At 52.0% G+C, this 15,141-nt stretch carries 15 protein-coding genes and 1 pseudogene; 15 read left to right on the top strand and 1 reads right to left on the bottom strand.

Annotated elements, in window-relative coordinates; all coding sequences use genetic code 11:
- The first annotated feature begins 33 nt into the window (after positions 1 to 33).
- The 9 genes from cysE (at position 34) to iscX (ending at position 7,162) form a co-directional block, all read left to right on the top strand.
- A complete protein-coding gene (cysE, locus tag ACNRUY_RS09325) occupies positions 34 to 876 on the top strand; it encodes a serine O-acetyltransferase (protein ID WP_488111379.1) in 843 nt (280 codons plus the stop codon).
- A gap of 328 nt (positions 877 to 1,204) precedes the next feature.
- The gene (gene iscR, locus ACNRUY_RS09320; RefSeq protein ID WP_488111378.1) at positions 1,205 to 1,675 is read left to right on the top strand and encodes a Fe-S cluster assembly transcriptional regulator IscR; all 471 of its coding nucleotides are present in this window, start codon (positions 1,205 to 1,207) and stop codon (positions 1,673 to 1,675) included.
- 122 nt (positions 1,676 to 1,797) lie between these two features.
- On the top strand, positions 1,798 to 3,012 hold the full coding sequence (locus ACNRUY_RS09315; protein ID WP_488111377.1) for an IscS subfamily cysteine desulfurase: 1,215 nt from the start codon (positions 1,798 to 1,800) through the stop codon (positions 3,010 to 3,012).
- A gap of 48 nt (positions 3,013 to 3,060) precedes the next feature.
- Complete coding sequence (iscU, locus tag ACNRUY_RS09310; protein ID WP_488111376.1) at positions 3,061 to 3,453, top strand: Fe-S cluster assembly scaffold IscU; 393 nt, start codon at positions 3,061 to 3,063, stop codon at positions 3,451 to 3,453.
- A gap of 140 nt (positions 3,454 to 3,593) precedes the next feature.
- Complete coding sequence (gene iscA, locus ACNRUY_RS09305; RefSeq protein ID WP_488111375.1) at positions 3,594 to 3,917, top strand: iron-sulfur cluster assembly protein IscA; 324 nt, start codon at positions 3,594 to 3,596, stop codon at positions 3,915 to 3,917.
- A gap of 178 nt (positions 3,918 to 4,095) precedes the next feature.
- Positions 4,096 to 4,719 carry a Fe-S protein assembly co-chaperone HscB gene (hscB, locus tag ACNRUY_RS09300; protein ID WP_488111374.1) on the top strand — a complete coding sequence of 208 codons (624 nt, stop codon included), beginning with the start codon at positions 4,096 to 4,098 and terminating at the stop codon, positions 4,717 to 4,719.
- A gap of 9 nt (positions 4,720 to 4,728) precedes the next feature.
- Positions 4,729 to 6,606 (top strand): Fe-S protein assembly chaperone HscA, encoded by a 1,878-nt coding sequence (gene hscA / locus ACNRUY_RS09295; protein WP_488111373.1) that lies wholly within the window; start codon positions 4,729 to 4,731, stop codon positions 6,604 to 6,606.
- Between the two features lies 1 nt (position 6,607).
- Positions 6,608 to 6,946 (top strand): ISC system 2Fe-2S type ferredoxin, encoded by a 339-nt coding sequence (gene fdx, locus ACNRUY_RS09290; protein WP_488111372.1) that lies wholly within the window; start codon positions 6,608 to 6,610, stop codon positions 6,944 to 6,946.
- A gap of 18 nt (positions 6,947 to 6,964) precedes the next feature.
- Complete coding sequence (gene iscX / locus ACNRUY_RS09285) at positions 6,965 to 7,162, top strand: Fe-S cluster assembly protein IscX (protein ID WP_488111371.1); 198 nt, start codon at positions 6,965 to 6,967, stop codon at positions 7,160 to 7,162.
- Positions 7,163 to 7,302: 140 nt separating this feature from the next.
- Here iscX and ACNRUY_RS09280 read toward each other — a convergent pair whose 3' ends face one another.
- Entirely contained in the window at positions 7,303 to 7,566 is a 264-nt protein-coding gene (locus tag ACNRUY_RS09280; RefSeq protein WP_488111401.1) for a hypothetical protein, read from the bottom strand.
- Here ACNRUY_RS09280 and ACNRUY_RS09275 point away from each other — a divergent pair.
- The 6 genes and pseudogenes from ACNRUY_RS09275 to ACNRUY_RS09250 all read left to right on the top strand — a co-directional run.
- Positions 7,459 to 8,100: pseudogene (locus ACNRUY_RS09275) on the top strand (S1 family peptidase); the annotation flags it as partial. The gene ACNRUY_RS09280 and the pseudogene ACNRUY_RS09275 overlap by 108 nt on opposite strands.
- A 27-nt stretch (positions 8,101 to 8,127) precedes the next feature.
- The gene (locus ACNRUY_RS09270; protein ID WP_488111400.1) at positions 8,128 to 11,052 is read left to right on the top strand and encodes a hypothetical protein; all 2,925 of its coding nucleotides are present in this window, start codon (positions 8,128 to 8,130) and stop codon (positions 11,050 to 11,052) included.
- Positions 11,053 to 11,256: 204 nt separating this feature from the next.
- Complete coding sequence (gene ndk, locus ACNRUY_RS09265) at positions 11,257 to 11,688, top strand: nucleoside-diphosphate kinase (protein ID WP_488111370.1); 432 nt, start codon at positions 11,257 to 11,259, stop codon at positions 11,686 to 11,688.
- 115 nt (positions 11,689 to 11,803) lie between these two features.
- On the top strand, positions 11,804 to 12,964 hold the full coding sequence (gene rlmN, locus ACNRUY_RS09260) for a dual-specificity RNA methyltransferase RlmN (protein ID WP_488111399.1): 1,161 nt from the start codon (positions 11,804 to 11,806) through the stop codon (positions 12,962 to 12,964).
- Between the two features lie 206 nt (positions 12,965 to 13,170).
- Positions 13,171 to 13,932: a type IV pilus biogenesis/stability protein PilW gene (pilW, locus tag ACNRUY_RS09255; RefSeq protein ID WP_488111369.1), complete on the top strand. Its 762-nt coding sequence runs from the start codon at positions 13,171 to 13,173 to the stop codon at positions 13,930 to 13,932.
- On the top strand, positions 13,922 to 14,902 hold the full coding sequence (locus ACNRUY_RS09250) for a RodZ domain-containing protein (RefSeq protein ID WP_488111368.1): 981 nt from the start codon (positions 13,922 to 13,924) through the stop codon (positions 14,900 to 14,902). The genes pilW and ACNRUY_RS09250 overlap by 11 nt, the downstream gene beginning before the upstream one ends.
- Positions 14,903 to 15,141: the final 239 nt, after the last annotated feature.

Genomic DNA, 15,141 nt, shown 5'->3' with positions numbered 1-15,141 from the left:
CATACGGCTGCGCTGAATTGAGCTGTGTGAAGAGTGGTTGATGATAATAACGGACAGGCACAGGCCATGTTTGAGCGAATAAAAGAAGATGTAAACACAGTGATGGAGCGTGATCCGGCGGCCCGGAGCACCATAGAGGTTCTGACCAATTATCCGGGGCTGCATGCGCTGCTCCTGCACAGGGTTGCCCATCAACTCTGGACAAAACGACTGTTCTGGCTTGGCAGGACCCTGTCCACCTTTAGTCGCTGGTTGACTGGAATTGAGATTCACCCCGGGGCGACCATCGGTCGGCGTTTTTTTATTGATCACGGCATGGGAGTGGTGATTGGTGAAACGGCGGAGATTCACGATGACGTTACGCTTTATCAGGGGGTGACTCTGGGAGGAACATCACCGGACAAAGGTAAAGACCATCCCGCCAATCAGGGGAAACGTCATCCGACCCTGGCGGACGGTGTGGTTGTGGGGGCGGGTGCCAAGGTACTGGGGCCTTTCACTGTGGGGGAAGGTGGCCGGGTCGGCTCTAATGCGGTAGTGGTGAAAGAAGTACCGCCGGGGGCTACGGTAGTGGGTATTCCCGGCCGGATTGTTAAAGGGGCTGCACCCCGGGCTGAAGTGGACGGACGCAGGCAGGCCATGGCAGAGAAAATGGGGTTTGATGCCTATGCGGTTACCTCTGAAATGCCAGACCCCACGGCTCACGCTATTTCAGCCATGCTGGATCACCTGCATGAGGTGGATACCCGCTTTGACATGTTGTGCCGGACGCTTCGTGAGAAGGGAATGGACTGCCAGGTGGCACCGCTTCCTGAGCTGAAAAGTGAAGATTTCGAGCCGGTAAAAGAGGAGGTTGGGGAAAACGCTGCTCCTTGAGCGTTTTCTGGGATTTTCTGGTTTTCTTTGTATGTTTCCCGGGGTTTCTATAGAATGCCGGGAAATTATATTAATAGTTATTTTTAGATCATTTTCTGATTTCCCCTTCCTTTTGGTGCCCGGCGGTCCAGACTCTCAATAATAGTTGACTAATTTACTGGGTTATTTCATAATCCGTTTCGCAAGTATGTGTCAGCTTTTTGCCTTGCAGCCGTCTGACCGGGGTTTTGTCTGAGTCCGGCGGATAATGGCTTTATTCAGGAGCTCCAGTGGGCTGCCTGGCGGCAGGTAAAGATAACCCTGCCTTGATTGCCACAGGATGCCGTATATGAGATTGACGACCAAAGGACGCTATGCAGTAACCGCCATGCTGGATCTGGCGCTTCATGGGGATCAGGGGCCGGTATCGCTGGCGGATATTTCAGAACGTCAGGGAATTTCTCTTTCCTATCTTGAGCAGCTGTTTTCCAAGCTTCGCCGGGGAGACCTGGTTTGCAGTGTCCGGGGGCCAGGAGGCGGCTATCGCCTGAGCCGGGAAGGTGGAGAGATTTTCGTGGCAGAAGTGATTGATGCCGTCAATGAGTCAGTGGACGCCACCCGATGTAAGGGGGCGGGCATCTGCCAACAGGGGGCCACCTGTCTGACACACCATTTATGGCAGGATTTGAGTGACCAGATTCACTCATTTTTAGGGGGGATCAGCCTGGCTGATCTCGTAGCACAAAGAGAAGTGCAAAGTGTTGCCTGTCGTCAGGATGGGCAGCTGGACAACAAAATTGCTGCTGAGCGCCTCCTCTGATGTTTTTTTGAAGGCTTTGCGTTGAAAGCCTTCTTTGAAAAGCAGGATGCAGCAAGCAGGAAAAAGACAGCCCTGATCCAGTCAAGGGCTTTGAGCGTACTGACCGCCTGGAGATGTACCAGATGAACTTACCGATTTATCTTGATTATTCCGCAACAACACCGGTTGACCCCAGGGTTGCCGAGAAGATGATGCAGTGTCTCTCCCTGGAGGGTAACTTTGGCAATCCGGCTTCGCGGTCCCATGTCTTTGGCTGGAGAGCGGAAGAGTCGGTAGAAGATGCCCGTCGTCATGTTGCTGACCTGATCAAGGCAGACCCCCGTGAGATTGTCTGGACGTCTGGTGCCACTGAATCCGATAACCTGGCGATCAAGGGTGTTGCTCATTTCTACAGTAAGAAAGGCAAGCACATCATTACTTCCAAAATTGAGCATAAGGCGGTGCTGGACCCCTGTCGTCAGCTTGAGCGGGAAGGTTTTGAAGTCACTTATCTGGAGCCGGACAGTGAAGGGCTGATTACTCCCGAAGCGGTTCAGCAGGCGATGCGTGATGACACCATTCTGGTCAGTCTCATGCACGTTAATAATGAAATTGGTGTGATCAATGACATTGCTGCCATTGGTGACCTGACCCGCTCTCGCAAAGTGCTGTTCCATGTGGATGCGGCTCAGAGTGCTGGCAAAATTCCTCTGGACATGGAGAGCATGAAGGTGGATCTGTTGTCCATTTCTGCTCACAAGCTTTACGGTCCCAAGGGGATTGGTGTTCTTTATGTGCGACGCAAGCCGCGTGTTCGTTTAGAGGCACAGATGCACGGGGGCGGCCATGAGCGTGGTATGCGTTCCGGTACCCTGCCAACTCACCAGATCGTTGGAATGGGTGAGGCCTGTCGTCTGGCCAGTGAAGAGATGGCTGCAGAAAATGACCGGCTGATTGCTTTGCGTCAGCGGTTCATGGATCGTCTGTCGGACCTTGAGGAAGTGCATGTGAATGGCAGCCTGGATCAGAGGGTGCCTGGAAACCTGAATGTCAGTTTTGCTTTTGTGGAAGGCGAGTCACTGATTATGTCACTCAAGGATATCGCGGTTTCTTCAGGCTCTGCCTGCACCTCGGCCAGCCTTGAGCCTTCTTATGTGCTGCGGGCGCTTGGGCTCAGTGATGAGCTGGCTCATAGTTCGCTGAGAATCAGTCTGGGGCGCTTTACCACTGAAGAAGAGGTGGATCATGCGGCTCAGCAAATTCGCGGGGCAGTGGAAAAGCTCCGGGAACTGTCCCCTCTTTGGGATATGTATAAGGATGGAGTCGACCTGAGCAAGGTTGAATGGGTCGCGCACTAACGGGTTACGTGGACTGCTTCTGACGGGGCAGTCCGGGAGGAGAGGAAAATGGCTTACAGTGAGAAGGTCATCGATCACTATGAGAACCCGCGCAATGTGGGGAAACTGGATCAGGATTCCCAGAGTGTGGGAACCGGTATGGTTGGCGCTCCTGCCTGTGGTGATGTGATGCGTCTGCAGATTCAGGTCAGTGAAGAGGGGGTGATTGAAGACGCCCGCTTCAAGACTTATGGCTGTGGTTCTGCAATCGCTTCCAGTTCACTGGCAACAGAGTGGATGAAAGGTAAGACGCTGGATGAGGCCGCGGCTATCCGCAATACCGACATTGCCGAGGAGCTGGCGCTGCCACCGGTCAAGATTCACTGCTCGGTTCTGGCTGAAGATGCCATTAAGGCGGCGATTGACGATTATCGAACCAAGCAGTCTTCTGAAGCCTCCTGAACGCCAGGCTTTGGTAGAGTGGATGGTTCGGACTGAGTGTAGTTGCTCTTGGAAAACAGTTGCGCTGGAGGGAATGATGTGCCCGATCAGGTTAAGGGCACTCTTTTCAGGGCATCCTTTTCAAGGCTAGGGAGTATTGAATGGCGATCACCATGACTGAAGCAGCTGCCCGGCATATTCGCGGGCAGCTAAGTCGCAGGGGTAAAGGCGAGGGTATTCGTCTGGGGGTAAGGACATCCGGTTGTTCGGGGATGGCCTATGTGCTCGAATTTGTCGACCTGATTAATGGCAGCGACAAAGTCTTTGAACACGACGGTGTTAAAGTCTTTATTGACCCCAAGAGTCTGGTTTATCTGGATGGCACCGAACTTGACTTTGTCCGGGAAGGGCTGAATGAGGGGTTGCAGTTCAATAACCCCAATGCTTCCAGCGAATGCGGTTGTGGTGAAAGCTTTAATGTCTGATGCCTCTGGCGGAACCGGATTCTTTCACTTTTGCTGTGGGCATTTGCCTTTTTATCCGTTTCCCCTTGATCCTGGTAAATAACACTCTGTCCGGCCCGGTTGGCTTACGCTTGCCGGGCTTTCTGCGTCAGGGTTGCGCGTTTTACCATGAAAATACAGCGCTATCAGAGCCCTTTTCATGGTTCGGGGTGGGTTGTATTCCCGCTCATGGCTGTTTGAAATAGAGAAGTTTGGGATAGAAAGCAACGTGGTCGATTTAACCCGAAATTATTTTGAGTTGTTTCAGTTGCCGGTTTCCTGTGAAGTGGATGCCCGGAAACTGGCCAGTCACTACCGGGAATTACAGAAAGCGGTCCATCCTGATCGTTTTGCCGGTGACACTGAGCGTCAGCAGAGGCTCTCGGTTCAGTATGCTGCTCATGTAAATGAAGCCTTCAATACACTGAAAGAGCCCCTTTCCAGGGCGGTTTATTTGCTCAAGCTGTCGGGTCGTGATCTGGATATGGAAAACAACACCGTTATGGATCCCGCATTTCTGATGGAGCAGATGGAGCTGAGGGAAGCGGCATCCGATCTTAAAACCGCGGACCGACCTGAAGCAGAATTCGATCGCCTGATGTCCAGGGTGGATGAGGGGAGAGAGGCGCTTCTTGGTCAGTTTCAGGGGCTGTGGCAGTCAGGTGCTGACCAGGATCTTGATCAGGCAGAAACGGTTGTACGAAAGCTGCAGTTCATGGTAAAGCTGGCGGCGGAACTGGAACAACTGGAATCCCAGTGGTTGGATGGCTTAGAGGAAGGCTGAGAGGCAGGCATGGTATTACTGCAGATTTCTGAACCGGGACAGACTCCCGAACCCCATCAGCAGAAGCGGGCGGTGGGCATCGACTTGGGTACCACGAATTCTCTGGTGGCCAGTGTCCGGTCAGGTGCGGCGGAAACGCTGCCTGATCTGGATGGTCGTCATGCGCTTCCTTCGATTGTCCACTATGGTGAAGATGCGACACTGACGGGGCTGCCTGCCAAAGAGCGATCTTTGATTGATCCTGTGAATACCATTGTTTCTGTCAAGCGGTTAATGGGGCGAGGAGTTGGGGACATCGACTCTCTCGGAGGGGTCATGCCTTATCGGTTTTCGGTTCCTGAAGGCGCTTCGTCCGAAGGCATGCCCTTTATTGAAACCCGTAAAGGGGCTGTCAGTCCAGTGGAGGTGTCTGCCGAAATTCTGAAATCCCTGGCCCAGAGGGCGGAGCAAACCCTGGGTGGGGATCTGGATGGGGCTGTGATCACGGTGCCCGCTTATTTTGATGATGCCCAGAGGCAGGCCACCAAAGATGCGGCCAGGTTGGCCGGATTGAATGTCTATCGTCTTCTGAATGAGCCGACAGCGGCAGCGGTAGCCTATGGCCTGGATGAGGGAGGCGAGGGCACCATTGCCGTCTATGATCTGGGGGGAGGGACCTTCGATATCTCGATTCTCCGGCTGGAAAAAGGGGTGTTTGAGGTATTGGCTACTGGTGGGGATACTGCCCTGGGTGGCGATGACTTCGACCGTGCAGTGGCTCGCTGGATGCTTCGTGAGGCCGGGGTTGATGAGGCTTCAATCAATGCCCTGCAATTGCGTGAGGCCATGGTTGAAGGGTGTCGTGTAAAAGAGCTGTTGACCGTACAGGATTCCGCAGCCGCCAGTTTTGGTGAGTGGACCGGGGTGCTTACCAGAGAAGCGTTTCAGGAGCTGGTTGATCCCCTGATTGATCGAACCGTTCGTGCCTTCAAGCGAGCCCTGAGAGATGCCCGAATCAAGCCCTCTGAGATTGAAGAGGTGGTCATGGTGGGAGGTTCCACCAGAGTGCCACGGGTCAGGGAAAGGGTGGAGTTATTTTCCGGTCGGAAGCCGCTGACCCGCATCGACCCTGACAAGGTGGTGGCGGTGGGTGCAGCATTGCAGGCTAATGTTCTGGCCGGGAACAAATCTGCGGACGATATGCTGTTGCTTGATGTCATTCCGCTTTCACTGGGCCTGGAAACCATGGGAGGGTTGATGGAGAAGGTCGTCCACAGGAATACGACCATTCCCGTCAGTCGTGCCCAGGAGTTTACTACTTATAAGGATGGACAGACGGCAATGGCTGTTCATGTCTTCCAGGGTGAACGGGAGCTGGTCAAAGATAACCGCTCACTGGCCCGGTTTGAGCTCAGGGGCATTCCGCCCATGCCTGCGGGTGGAGCAAAGATCCGGGTGACCTTTCAGGTGGATGCGGACGGTTTGCTGAATGTCTCTGCCCGGGAGGAGTCAACGGGGGTTGAGAGCAGTATTCAGGTGAAGCCGTCTTATGGGCTCACGGATGGCGAAATTTCCCGAATGCTGACGGAGTCTTATGACCATGCGGCAGACGATAAAGCGCTGCGAAATCTCCGGGAGCAACAGGTTGAGGCGGATCGTGTGGCAGAAGCCCTGGACGTTGCGCTGGAGAAAGATGGCCGGCAGCTCTTGAATGATCAGGAGTTTACTGCCTTGTCTGCGGATCTGGCTGGATTGAAAGAGGTACGTCAGTCCGGTGATGCAGTGGCGATTGCCGATGAGATCGACCGTATTGGTAAGAGTAGTGAAGAGTTTGCGGCCCGGCGTATGAATCAGGGCATCCGGCAGGCGCTGTCGGGACAGAATATTGATGATTTGGAGGAGTCCTGAGATGACTCGTATAGTCTTTCTTCCCCATGAAGAACTGTGCCCGGAAGGGGCAGTGATTGAGGTTGAGCCAGGGGTGACTGTCTGTGATGCGGCTCTGGAGAACGGCATTGAGATAGAGCACGCCTGTGAAAAATCCTGTGCCTGCACTACCTGTCATGTGGTGGTGCGCGAAGGGTTTGACAGTCTTGAGGAGGCGGATGAGCTTGAAGACGACCTTCTCGATAAAGCCTGGGGACTGGAACCAGAGTCCCGGCTGAGCTGCCAGGCGGTGGTGGCGGATGAAGACCTTGTGGTGGAGATTCCCAAATACACTTTGAACCAGGTATCTGAACGCCACTGATGGCAACGGAGGTTTATCATGGGATTAAAATGGACCGATGTCTACGATATTGCCATAGAGTTGAGTGAAGCCTACCCTGAAACCGACCCACGGTTTGTGAATTTTGTAGATCTGAGAAACTGGGTGGTGGCCCTGGATAACTTTGATGATGAACCGGGCCATTGCGGTGAAAAAATCCTGGAAGCGATTCAGATGGCCTGGATTGAGGAGGTTTGATGCAGGACTTTTGTTCTGTTGGTTGTTATTTGTGATGATGAGGGCCGTTTTTTCATAAATAGAACCACTTTGATTTCAAATAAGATTTGAACTTAATTGGGCTGCCTGGGGTCGATGGAATATCAGACTGAAAAGGCAGCTCATTTATGCTTTCTCCTTTCTTTCGCTTCATTCTTTTCTTGTTGGTGCTGTGCTGTTTTTATTCCTTTGGTGATATAGGTGTAGACCAGGAAGGGAGAGAGCGTGTAAAACGGATTGTGGGTGGCCAGGATGCGGAGCCCGCTCAGTATCCATGGATGGTTTCCTTGCTTTACTGGAGAAGTAAAAATGCCCATTTTTGTGGGGGAACCTTGATATCCCCTCAGTGGTTGCTGACTGCTGCGCACTGTGTTGATGATAAACAAAGCCTGTATGCCTATTTAGGTGCGGATAAGCACATTCGTAATAGTGACTCCTGGTACAGCTTTGATTCAGATATTGCTCTGGTTGAAGAAGTTATCATCCATCCTGAATATAATTCCAGAACCTTTGAATATGATGCTGCCTTACTAAGGCTTAAGGAACCTGTGTATCATATTCCTTACGTTCATCTAATACACCACAGGGTTGAAATCTTGGCCGGAGCGGATGCCAAGCTGCTTGGGTGGGGCTATTCTGATGAGCATAAAAAAAATACTCCTGAAAAGTTGCAGGAAGCTGATTTAGAAGTCAAAAATGGATGGGAGTGTTTTCCGCCTCATGGGTTTGCACCTTATCAGTTGTTATCCAGCGGGCTAAGGGGAGGACTGGGCAGAAAAAAAATCTGTGCTTGGGGCTGGGGTAAGTCACAATGTAACGGTGATAGTGGTGGTCCTTTATTGATAAAGGGCTACTCGGGGCGATTTAATGTACAGATTGGTATTGTCAGTTATACCATGCATTCCATCTTTGATGTGAATGAATGTAATCGAGGGGAAGGGGGGGTGTTGACAGATGTCGAAGATGTCAGGCCTTTCATTGACCGTCATTTGCGCACCTGGAAAACAGGTATTTATGGTGGGCAAAGCAAAAATGGCAAGCGTGCGCTCTATGCGCCATCCCGGCTGGGGGGAGTGAAAGCAGAAATAAAAGGCTATTTGGGAGAGGGGGCCTATTTGAACCTGTATGATGGCAATGGGCTGCTGGTTCGTCGAGTTCATGGCCGTTTTGACCAGTCGTTTGATGTTGCCGGGAGTTACCTTACTGCTGAAATGTCAGGGGGGGATAGTAACCGAAAAACAGATGAGTTCAGTGTTGCTATTTCACCTGCTCAAATTCCAGAAGACAGTGAGCTCGGGTCATTTCTATCCAATGACGAACGAGTTCTATGGAAAACGGGTTTCTATGGAATCAATGAAGATAGAGCCTCTCCTTGGTTGGAGGCTGAAGATAGCAGTAACCTTTATGTTGAAGTTGATGTGAGCCTGGATCAGGATGGCTCCATACTTTTTAACGACCATGTGTTTGATGACACTCTGATCTTATACGATGAGAATAATAACGAGATTCATCGTTTTACCGGCGATGTTAAAACGTCTTTCGTGGTGTCTTCAAAAAAAGTCTTTGCAAGGTTGTTAACTAACGGTAACAGGGGGGGGCAAAGTCTCGGGGGTAAGGTTTCGGTTTCATCTTATCAGACCAGTGCGCCAGTGACTGACTGGATGGCAGGAGCATCGGGTGGTCATGATCAGGTGGTCTCCCCTGAGCTGTCAAAGCCTGGTGCCAAGGCATTGAAGGTGCATATCAGAGGCCGGACAAAAAAAATGCAGGGCTTTGTGTCCATTCATGATGTATTTGGCAATGAGGTGACACGAATTAGTGGTGCTATCGATCATACGGTCTTTGTCTGGGGAGATCGGGTGATTGCGACAGTGAATGGGCGCCATAAGGGGGATAAGTCTGCCGTATCCGTTTCTGTTGAGGAATATAACCCGGATTCTGGCTCATCTTATTATCGGGCCTCCAACCCTATACACCAGGCTGCCTACGAGTACACCGAAGATTCTGAAGCCTGGCAGACGGGGATATATGGTCGTTATGAGAACAGAGCTTCAAAGCCGCTTTCTATTCGTGGGGCAGAATCATTACGCGTCCAGGTGCACGGGTATCTTGGTGCCAAGGATTATATTGCTATCAATGATGCTTCCGGTAATGAAGTGGTTCGGATGTATGGATACATTGATCAGGGGACTACTCTGGTGATTGCCGGAGACACAATTACTGCGAGACTGGTATCCAGGGATTCAATGCCCGGAACCGGCGCTCAGGTGACGGTTACTGATAATAAGGGAAGGCCAGTTTCGCATTGGTACACAGGACACTATGGTAATAATCAGGTGATTCGGTCACCGGACTTGATGGTGCCAGGGGCCCAGTTCATGGGAGTAGTTGTCAAAGGCAGTACAGAGCATAAGTATGACTTCATTTCTATTTATGATAGGAGTGGGCATCTGGTACGTCAGGTTAGTGGCGATATTGATGATGCATTTTATGTAAAGGGTGACGCGATAACTGCGAAGCTGGTATCGGATGAAAATCTTTCAGGTGCAGGAGTCTTGGTGTCTGTGAAACCGGCTGATAGTGAGGAGGTTGGAAAACAGGCGGCTGGTTTCGAGGTAGAAGAAGATAGCATCATTTGGAGTACGGGGGAGTATGGAAAAAATGAAAACAGGCCTTCACCTGACCTGGTTCTTCCTGGTGCCAGTGCCCTGAGGGCCAGTGTTACCGGGGGCCTGAATGCAGGGCAGGACTTCCTGACTCTCTATAGTCTGGGGGGGGCTGAACTCAAGCGCCTGACGGGTGAATTGAATCACTGTTTATATATTCCCGTGGGCGGAGTGAAAGGGGTGTTGGCTTCCACGGATAAAACACCATTGGCAGGCGTAATGTTGACTCTGACCCTCCATAATCCCGATGTATGCTCTGTAGAATGGCCTGATGATGCCTGCCAGGGTGTGTTGCCGGACAAGCCGTTTACCCTTTCCTTTATTCATGCGCAGGCAATAGCGGTCAAGGGGGAAGGGGAAAATCTTGATCAGGAAAGTAACCTGCGCTTCATCACTCCCAAAGGGGAGTTCATGATTCCGCTGACGGGGCTTACGACGGCCGTTAATTTTGAAACGGACAATGTAGAGCTTACAGCGCCTCTGGTGGAGACTACTGGCCAAACACTCTTTTCAGTTGCCGTTTCCGGGTGGCAGGTGAGTGGCAATGCTCCAGCGACCTGGTCTATTCCACCGTTGTCGATTTCTGGACAAAAAGCGCTACTGGTTCGCTTGAAAGGACAAATGTTGGCCCAGGACGGTTTTGTCTCAATCTTTGATATGAATGGTGATCTTGACACGCGGGTTAGTGGTGACCTGGATGGGGATAGGGGGGTCTGGGGGGACTGCATCAGGCTGGAGGCAAACTCTATACCAGAGAGGACGTTGAGCGTCACTCTTCTCCCAGAAGAGCCAGGCCTGATAAAGTATGTCACTCCTTCCGGGGCTATAAAAAATGACGGTAAGGTTGTTTGGAGGGCTGGCATGCACAGGGGGAATGAAAACAGACAGTCTCCAGTATTGACCGCTGGTGAACCTGGGGGCAGGTTGCTTGTTAGTGTTGCGGGTGATCTCCGGGACGGTCAGGACTATTTATTGATTCTGGATGATTCCGGTGAGGAGTTGAAGCGATTAACCGGCAGTATCGATACTGTCTTTGTGGTTGATTGCGCAAATATCACGGCAACATTGCTCACAGACCATGAAGGCCCTGGGCCAGGTATCACTGTGGAGGTGTCCAGTTATGAAGATGCCAATAGTGCTGGTGGGTTGTCAGCTTCAGGAAAGGTGATGTTATTGGTTATTTTTACTGGCTTACAGCTGTTTTAGGGCAGGCTTGATCGTGATCTGGGTTTTGCTGTTATGGTCTTTCTATTTCAGCCAGTCGTGAAGGAGAGGAAAGGACTGACAAGGTTACTGCCATTGTATACAATGGCGCCTAACCTCCAGCTATGGATGGCTGTGAGAGTCGTACGTATCGAATAAGTAATAACAATCCCGCAAGGGCACGAAAATGACAATCTGGAGAGCGTAATGGCGGTTGAGCGCACGTTATCAATTATTAAACCTGATGCAGTAGCCAAGAGTGTCATCGGTAAAATTCTGAGCCGCTTTGAAGAGGCGGGCCTGAATATCGTAGCCAGTAAAATGATTCATTTGTCGACGGAGCAGGCGGGTGGTTTTTACGCTGAGCATAAAGAGCGTCCCTTTTATAATGACCTGGTGGCTTTCATGACCTCCGGGCCGGTTGTAGTTTCTGTTCTTGAGGGTGACAATGCGGTGGCTCTCAATCGTGAGTTGATGGGTGCCACCAATCCTGCCGAAGCGGCTGCAGGCACTATACGGGCGGATTTTGCCCGGACGATAGATGAAAATGCGGTTCACGGCTCTGACTCACCGGCCTCTGCGGCCCGTGAGGTGGCTTATTTCTTTGAAAATTCGGAAATCTGCCCAAGAACGCGGTAACGCGTGGGAGCCTGTCGTAAGCCGACAGGTTGCTTGAGCCCGAGAACAGTTTGTGTTGATCATTGAGCCATCAGAGGGGGACCTCTGGTGGCTTTGAGGTATAGAAATGTCAGAAATGATCGAGCTTGTTCCCGATCAGGAGTGTTCAGTCCAGAGCCCTTCATTTCAGGAGAAGGTGAACCTGCTGGGCCTTTCCAGAAAAAAGATGGAGGACTGGTTTCTAAGCTTTGGTGAGAAAAAGTTCCGGGCGGAGCAGGTGCTGAAATGGATTCATCATCACCGGGTCGATGATTTTGATGACATGACCAATATCAGCAAAGCACTGCGTGAGCGGCTGAAAGCCACTGCACAGATCCGTGGGCCAGAAGTGGTCAGCAGCCACTTTTCTGAAGACGGGACCTGCAAGTGGGTTGTTCGGGTAGCCAGTGGCAGCTGTGTGGAAGCCGTATTCATACCCGACGGTGGCCGGGGAACACTCTGTGTTTCATCCCAGGCAGGATGCTCTCTGGACTGCAGTTTTTGCTCAACGGGAAAGCAGGGTTTTAATTCCGATCTGACAGTGGCAGAAATCATTGGTCAGGTCTGGCTGGCCGCGCGGCATTTTGGCAACGTACCTGCCAAAGCGGACCGTTCAATCACCAATGTTGTCATGATGGGCATGGGCGAGCCCCTGATGAATTTTGACAATGTGGTCGATGCCATGGACCTGATGATGGACGATCTTGGCTATGGCCTGTCCAAGCGTCGGGTGACTCTGAGTACCTCCGGCGTGGTTCCGGCATTGAGGAAGTTGAGTGAGGTGTCCAATGTGTCCCTGGCGGTATCTCTTCATGCCCCAAATGATGAACTCAGGAACCAGCTGGTTCCCATTAACCGAAAGTACCCTCTGAGCGAGCTGTTGGCCGCGATCGATCACTATATGGGAAGTCTGACCGACAGTAAGCGGGTGGTTACCATTGAGTACACGCTGCTGGCGGGTGTCAATGATCAGCCGGTTCATGTCCAGCAGCTGATTCATCTGTTGAAGGATGTACCCTGCAAGATTAATCTGATTCCCTTCAATCCATTTCCTCATTCCGGCTACGAAAGGCCCAGTAATAACGCTGTGAGGCGTTTTCAGGAAGGCCTGCAGCAGGCAGGCTTTAATGTGACTGTCCGCAAAACCAGAGGCGATGATATTGATGCCGCCTGTGGTCAGCTGGTGGGGAATGTCATGGATAAAACGCGTCGGAGTGAGCGGTATCGGGCAGGGCGTGAAGCCACAGCAGAATGTTGAGATCTTTTTGAGTTCTCTGGGAGCGCCTGAAGCTGGCAGGGAAGGTTGAATCGCACTCTGCTCTGGATCACAGGCTCTGAACAGCATATTCTAGAGCTTATTATTATCGCCGTGAAAAACCGTCTGCTTTCTCGTTTTTCACGGATAAGGGTGGCGCAGAGTGATTCGCTTGCGCCTGGGGCATAGGATTGACTGCGGGGATAAGCATGGGGGGCAAACTGAAGCCCATTGCATTAGGGCTGCTGTTTTCGGCACTCAGTGGCTGTGTCAGCACAGACAGTAGGCCGCTTAATGAAAATCAGGCGGTGGCTGATTATATGAAGCTGGCCCGGGGTTACATTGAGCAGGGCTATACCGAAAAAGCGGTCAAGCCCTTGAAGCGGGCTCTTGAAATTGAACCAGGTTCGGTCAGTGCTCTTGGGATGCTGGGGATGGCTTACCAGCTGCAAGGGGAGTATGACCTTGCTGAAGAAGCTTTCAAGAAGGCATTGTCCAGGGATCCGAAGGCGTCAGATGTTCGCAACAATTACGGGGCTTTTCTGTTCAGTCAGAACCGGCTGCAGGAAGCCTACCGGCAGTTTGAAATCGCTTCAGAGGATGTTTCCTATTCCCAGAGAAGCCGTACCTTTGAGAATATGGGGGTTGTCTCCCTGCGTCAGGGAAACCGGCAGAGGGCCGAGGAGCATTTTATCCGGGCTTTGAGGTTGAACCGGAATCTGCCCCGTGCCAACCTTGAGCTGGCTTCCTTCTATTTTGAAGCCGGTGATCAAAGAAAAGCGTGGCAGTATTACCAGGCTTTTACCGGGTTGTCGAAGCAAAATGCCCGAAGCTTGTTGCTGGGGATTAAAATAGCCCGGGCCAACGGGGATCGAAGTAAATCGGCCAGTTATGCGCTGCAGCTGGAAAGGCTTTATCCGCAATCCCGGGAGCTGAAGCAATATCGGAGTCGGACGGGCTATGACTACTGAAACACCTCCGGTGGACACTTCCACCGAACCTCTGTCCCCCGGAGCTGCTCTGAAACAAGAGCGGAACCGTAAGGGCCTTTCCCTGGCAGAAGTGGCCCAGAGTCTGAAAATTACTGAGCGTTATGTCCAGGCTCTGGAAGAAAATGCTTTCGATGACTTACCACAGCTGGCGTTTGTCCGGGGATATATTCGAAATTATGCCCGGCTTCTTGAAATGGATGCGGAGGCTGTGGTCCGGGGATTCGACAATTTTGCAGAGCTTGACAGTGAGGCGCTGTCAACGCTCAAGGGTGGCAGTCCTGAGGAGCAGCTCAGGGCTCACTCTGCGCCGTCCCCTTTGTATGCCCTGGCGTTGCTGGTGATCATCCTTCTTGGTGGTGCCAGCTACTTTGTCTGGAATAGCTATCTTTCCGGTGAAGCTCTGTCGGGTGAGGCGTTGCCCGGTGATGCTCTTGTGGATGAATCCGATGAACTGCTGACCCCTGATAGCCAGGTTCAGGTGGGCTCTGAGTCCAGCCTGGAATTAATGGAGGAGGCTGTGCCGGCTCAGGCACCGGAAACCGGGGCAGAAACCTCGGACAAAAACGGTGAGCCTGATTCTGCCTCAACGGACGAACAGTTATCCGTTAGTCCTGTTGAGTCGCCGTCTTCCGAGCCCTCTTCCAGTGCCATTGAGGAGGAGGTAGAGACAGTCCCGGCTGAGCCTGCTGTGGAATCGGGGGCTCCGCTTTCCATGACGTTTTCCCAGGACTGCTGGGTTGAAATTCGGGATGCGGACGGGAAAATTTTGATCTCAAGCGTCCAGAAGGCCGGCACCTCTATTAACCTTCATGCGGTGGCGCCGGTCAGTGTTCGCCTGGGTAATGCCCCGGGTGTTTCAAATATTCTGTTTGATGGCAAACCGGTGGGTCTTCCCGGGGCAGGAAAAAGAGTCGCCAGCCTTTTGCTTAAGCCTGGAAGGCAGGGTTGAGTTCTTGCCTGAGGTGGTTTCAGAAAGTGGTTGAATAACCGTTGTTTCTTATGTATGCAGAGCCTTTTCGGGAGCGGTTGTTTTCCCAATGAAATGACCTTTCGGGATTGTCAGGGAAAGGCTTCAGCGGTTATAGTGGCTGACTTTTTCGGGCCATACACCCGCCCGGCCTTCGGATGAAAAGGAATGAGTGTTATCTGGCGTAGCTCCATGAGGAGGTTGCCGCTTTTCTGTCGCTA

This window comes from Endozoicomonas sp. Z74, from assembly GCF_057680865.1.
The sequence above is the reverse complement of the archived record's forward strand: the minus strand, read 5'-3'. Positions and strand labels throughout refer to the sequence as shown.

What these genes read in the sequence shown, in the direction of transcription:
- iscR (WP_488111378.1), top strand. Translation starts at nt 1,205, where the DNA reads ATGAGATTGACGACCAAAGGACGCTATGCAGTAACCGCCATGCTGGAT.
- ACNRUY_RS09315 (WP_488111377.1), top strand. Translation starts at nt 1,798, where the DNA reads ATGAACTTACCGATTTATCTTGATTATTCCGCAACAACACCGGTTGAC.
- iscU (WP_488111376.1), top strand. Translation starts at nt 3,061, where the DNA reads ATGGCTTACAGTGAGAAGGTCATCGATCACTATGAGAACCCGCGCAAT.
- iscA (WP_488111375.1), top strand. Translation starts at nt 3,594, where the DNA reads ATGGCGATCACCATGACTGAAGCAGCTGCCCGGCATATTCGCGGGCAG.
- hscB (WP_488111374.1), top strand. Translation starts at nt 4,096, where the DNA reads ATGGTTCGGGGTGGGTTGTATTCCCGCTCATGGCTGTTTGAAATAGAG.
- hscA (WP_488111373.1), top strand. Translation starts at nt 4,729, where the DNA reads ATGGTATTACTGCAGATTTCTGAACCGGGACAGACTCCCGAACCCCAT.
- fdx (WP_488111372.1), top strand. Translation starts at nt 6,608, where the DNA reads ATGACTCGTATAGTCTTTCTTCCCCATGAAGAACTGTGCCCGGAAGGG.
- iscX (WP_488111371.1), top strand. Translation starts at nt 6,965, where the DNA reads ATGGGATTAAAATGGACCGATGTCTACGATATTGCCATAGAGTTGAGT.
- ndk (WP_488111370.1), top strand. Translation starts at nt 11,257, where the DNA reads ATGGCGGTTGAGCGCACGTTATCAATTATTAAACCTGATGCAGTAGCC.
- rlmN (WP_488111399.1), top strand. Translation starts at nt 11,804, where the DNA reads ATGATCGAGCTTGTTCCCGATCAGGAGTGTTCAGTCCAGAGCCCTTCA.
- pilW (WP_488111369.1), top strand. Translation starts at nt 13,171, where the DNA reads ATGGGGGGCAAACTGAAGCCCATTGCATTAGGGCTGCTGTTTTCGGCA.
- ACNRUY_RS09250 (WP_488111368.1), top strand. Translation starts at nt 13,922, where the DNA reads ATGACTACTGAAACACCTCCGGTGGACACTTCCACCGAACCTCTGTCC.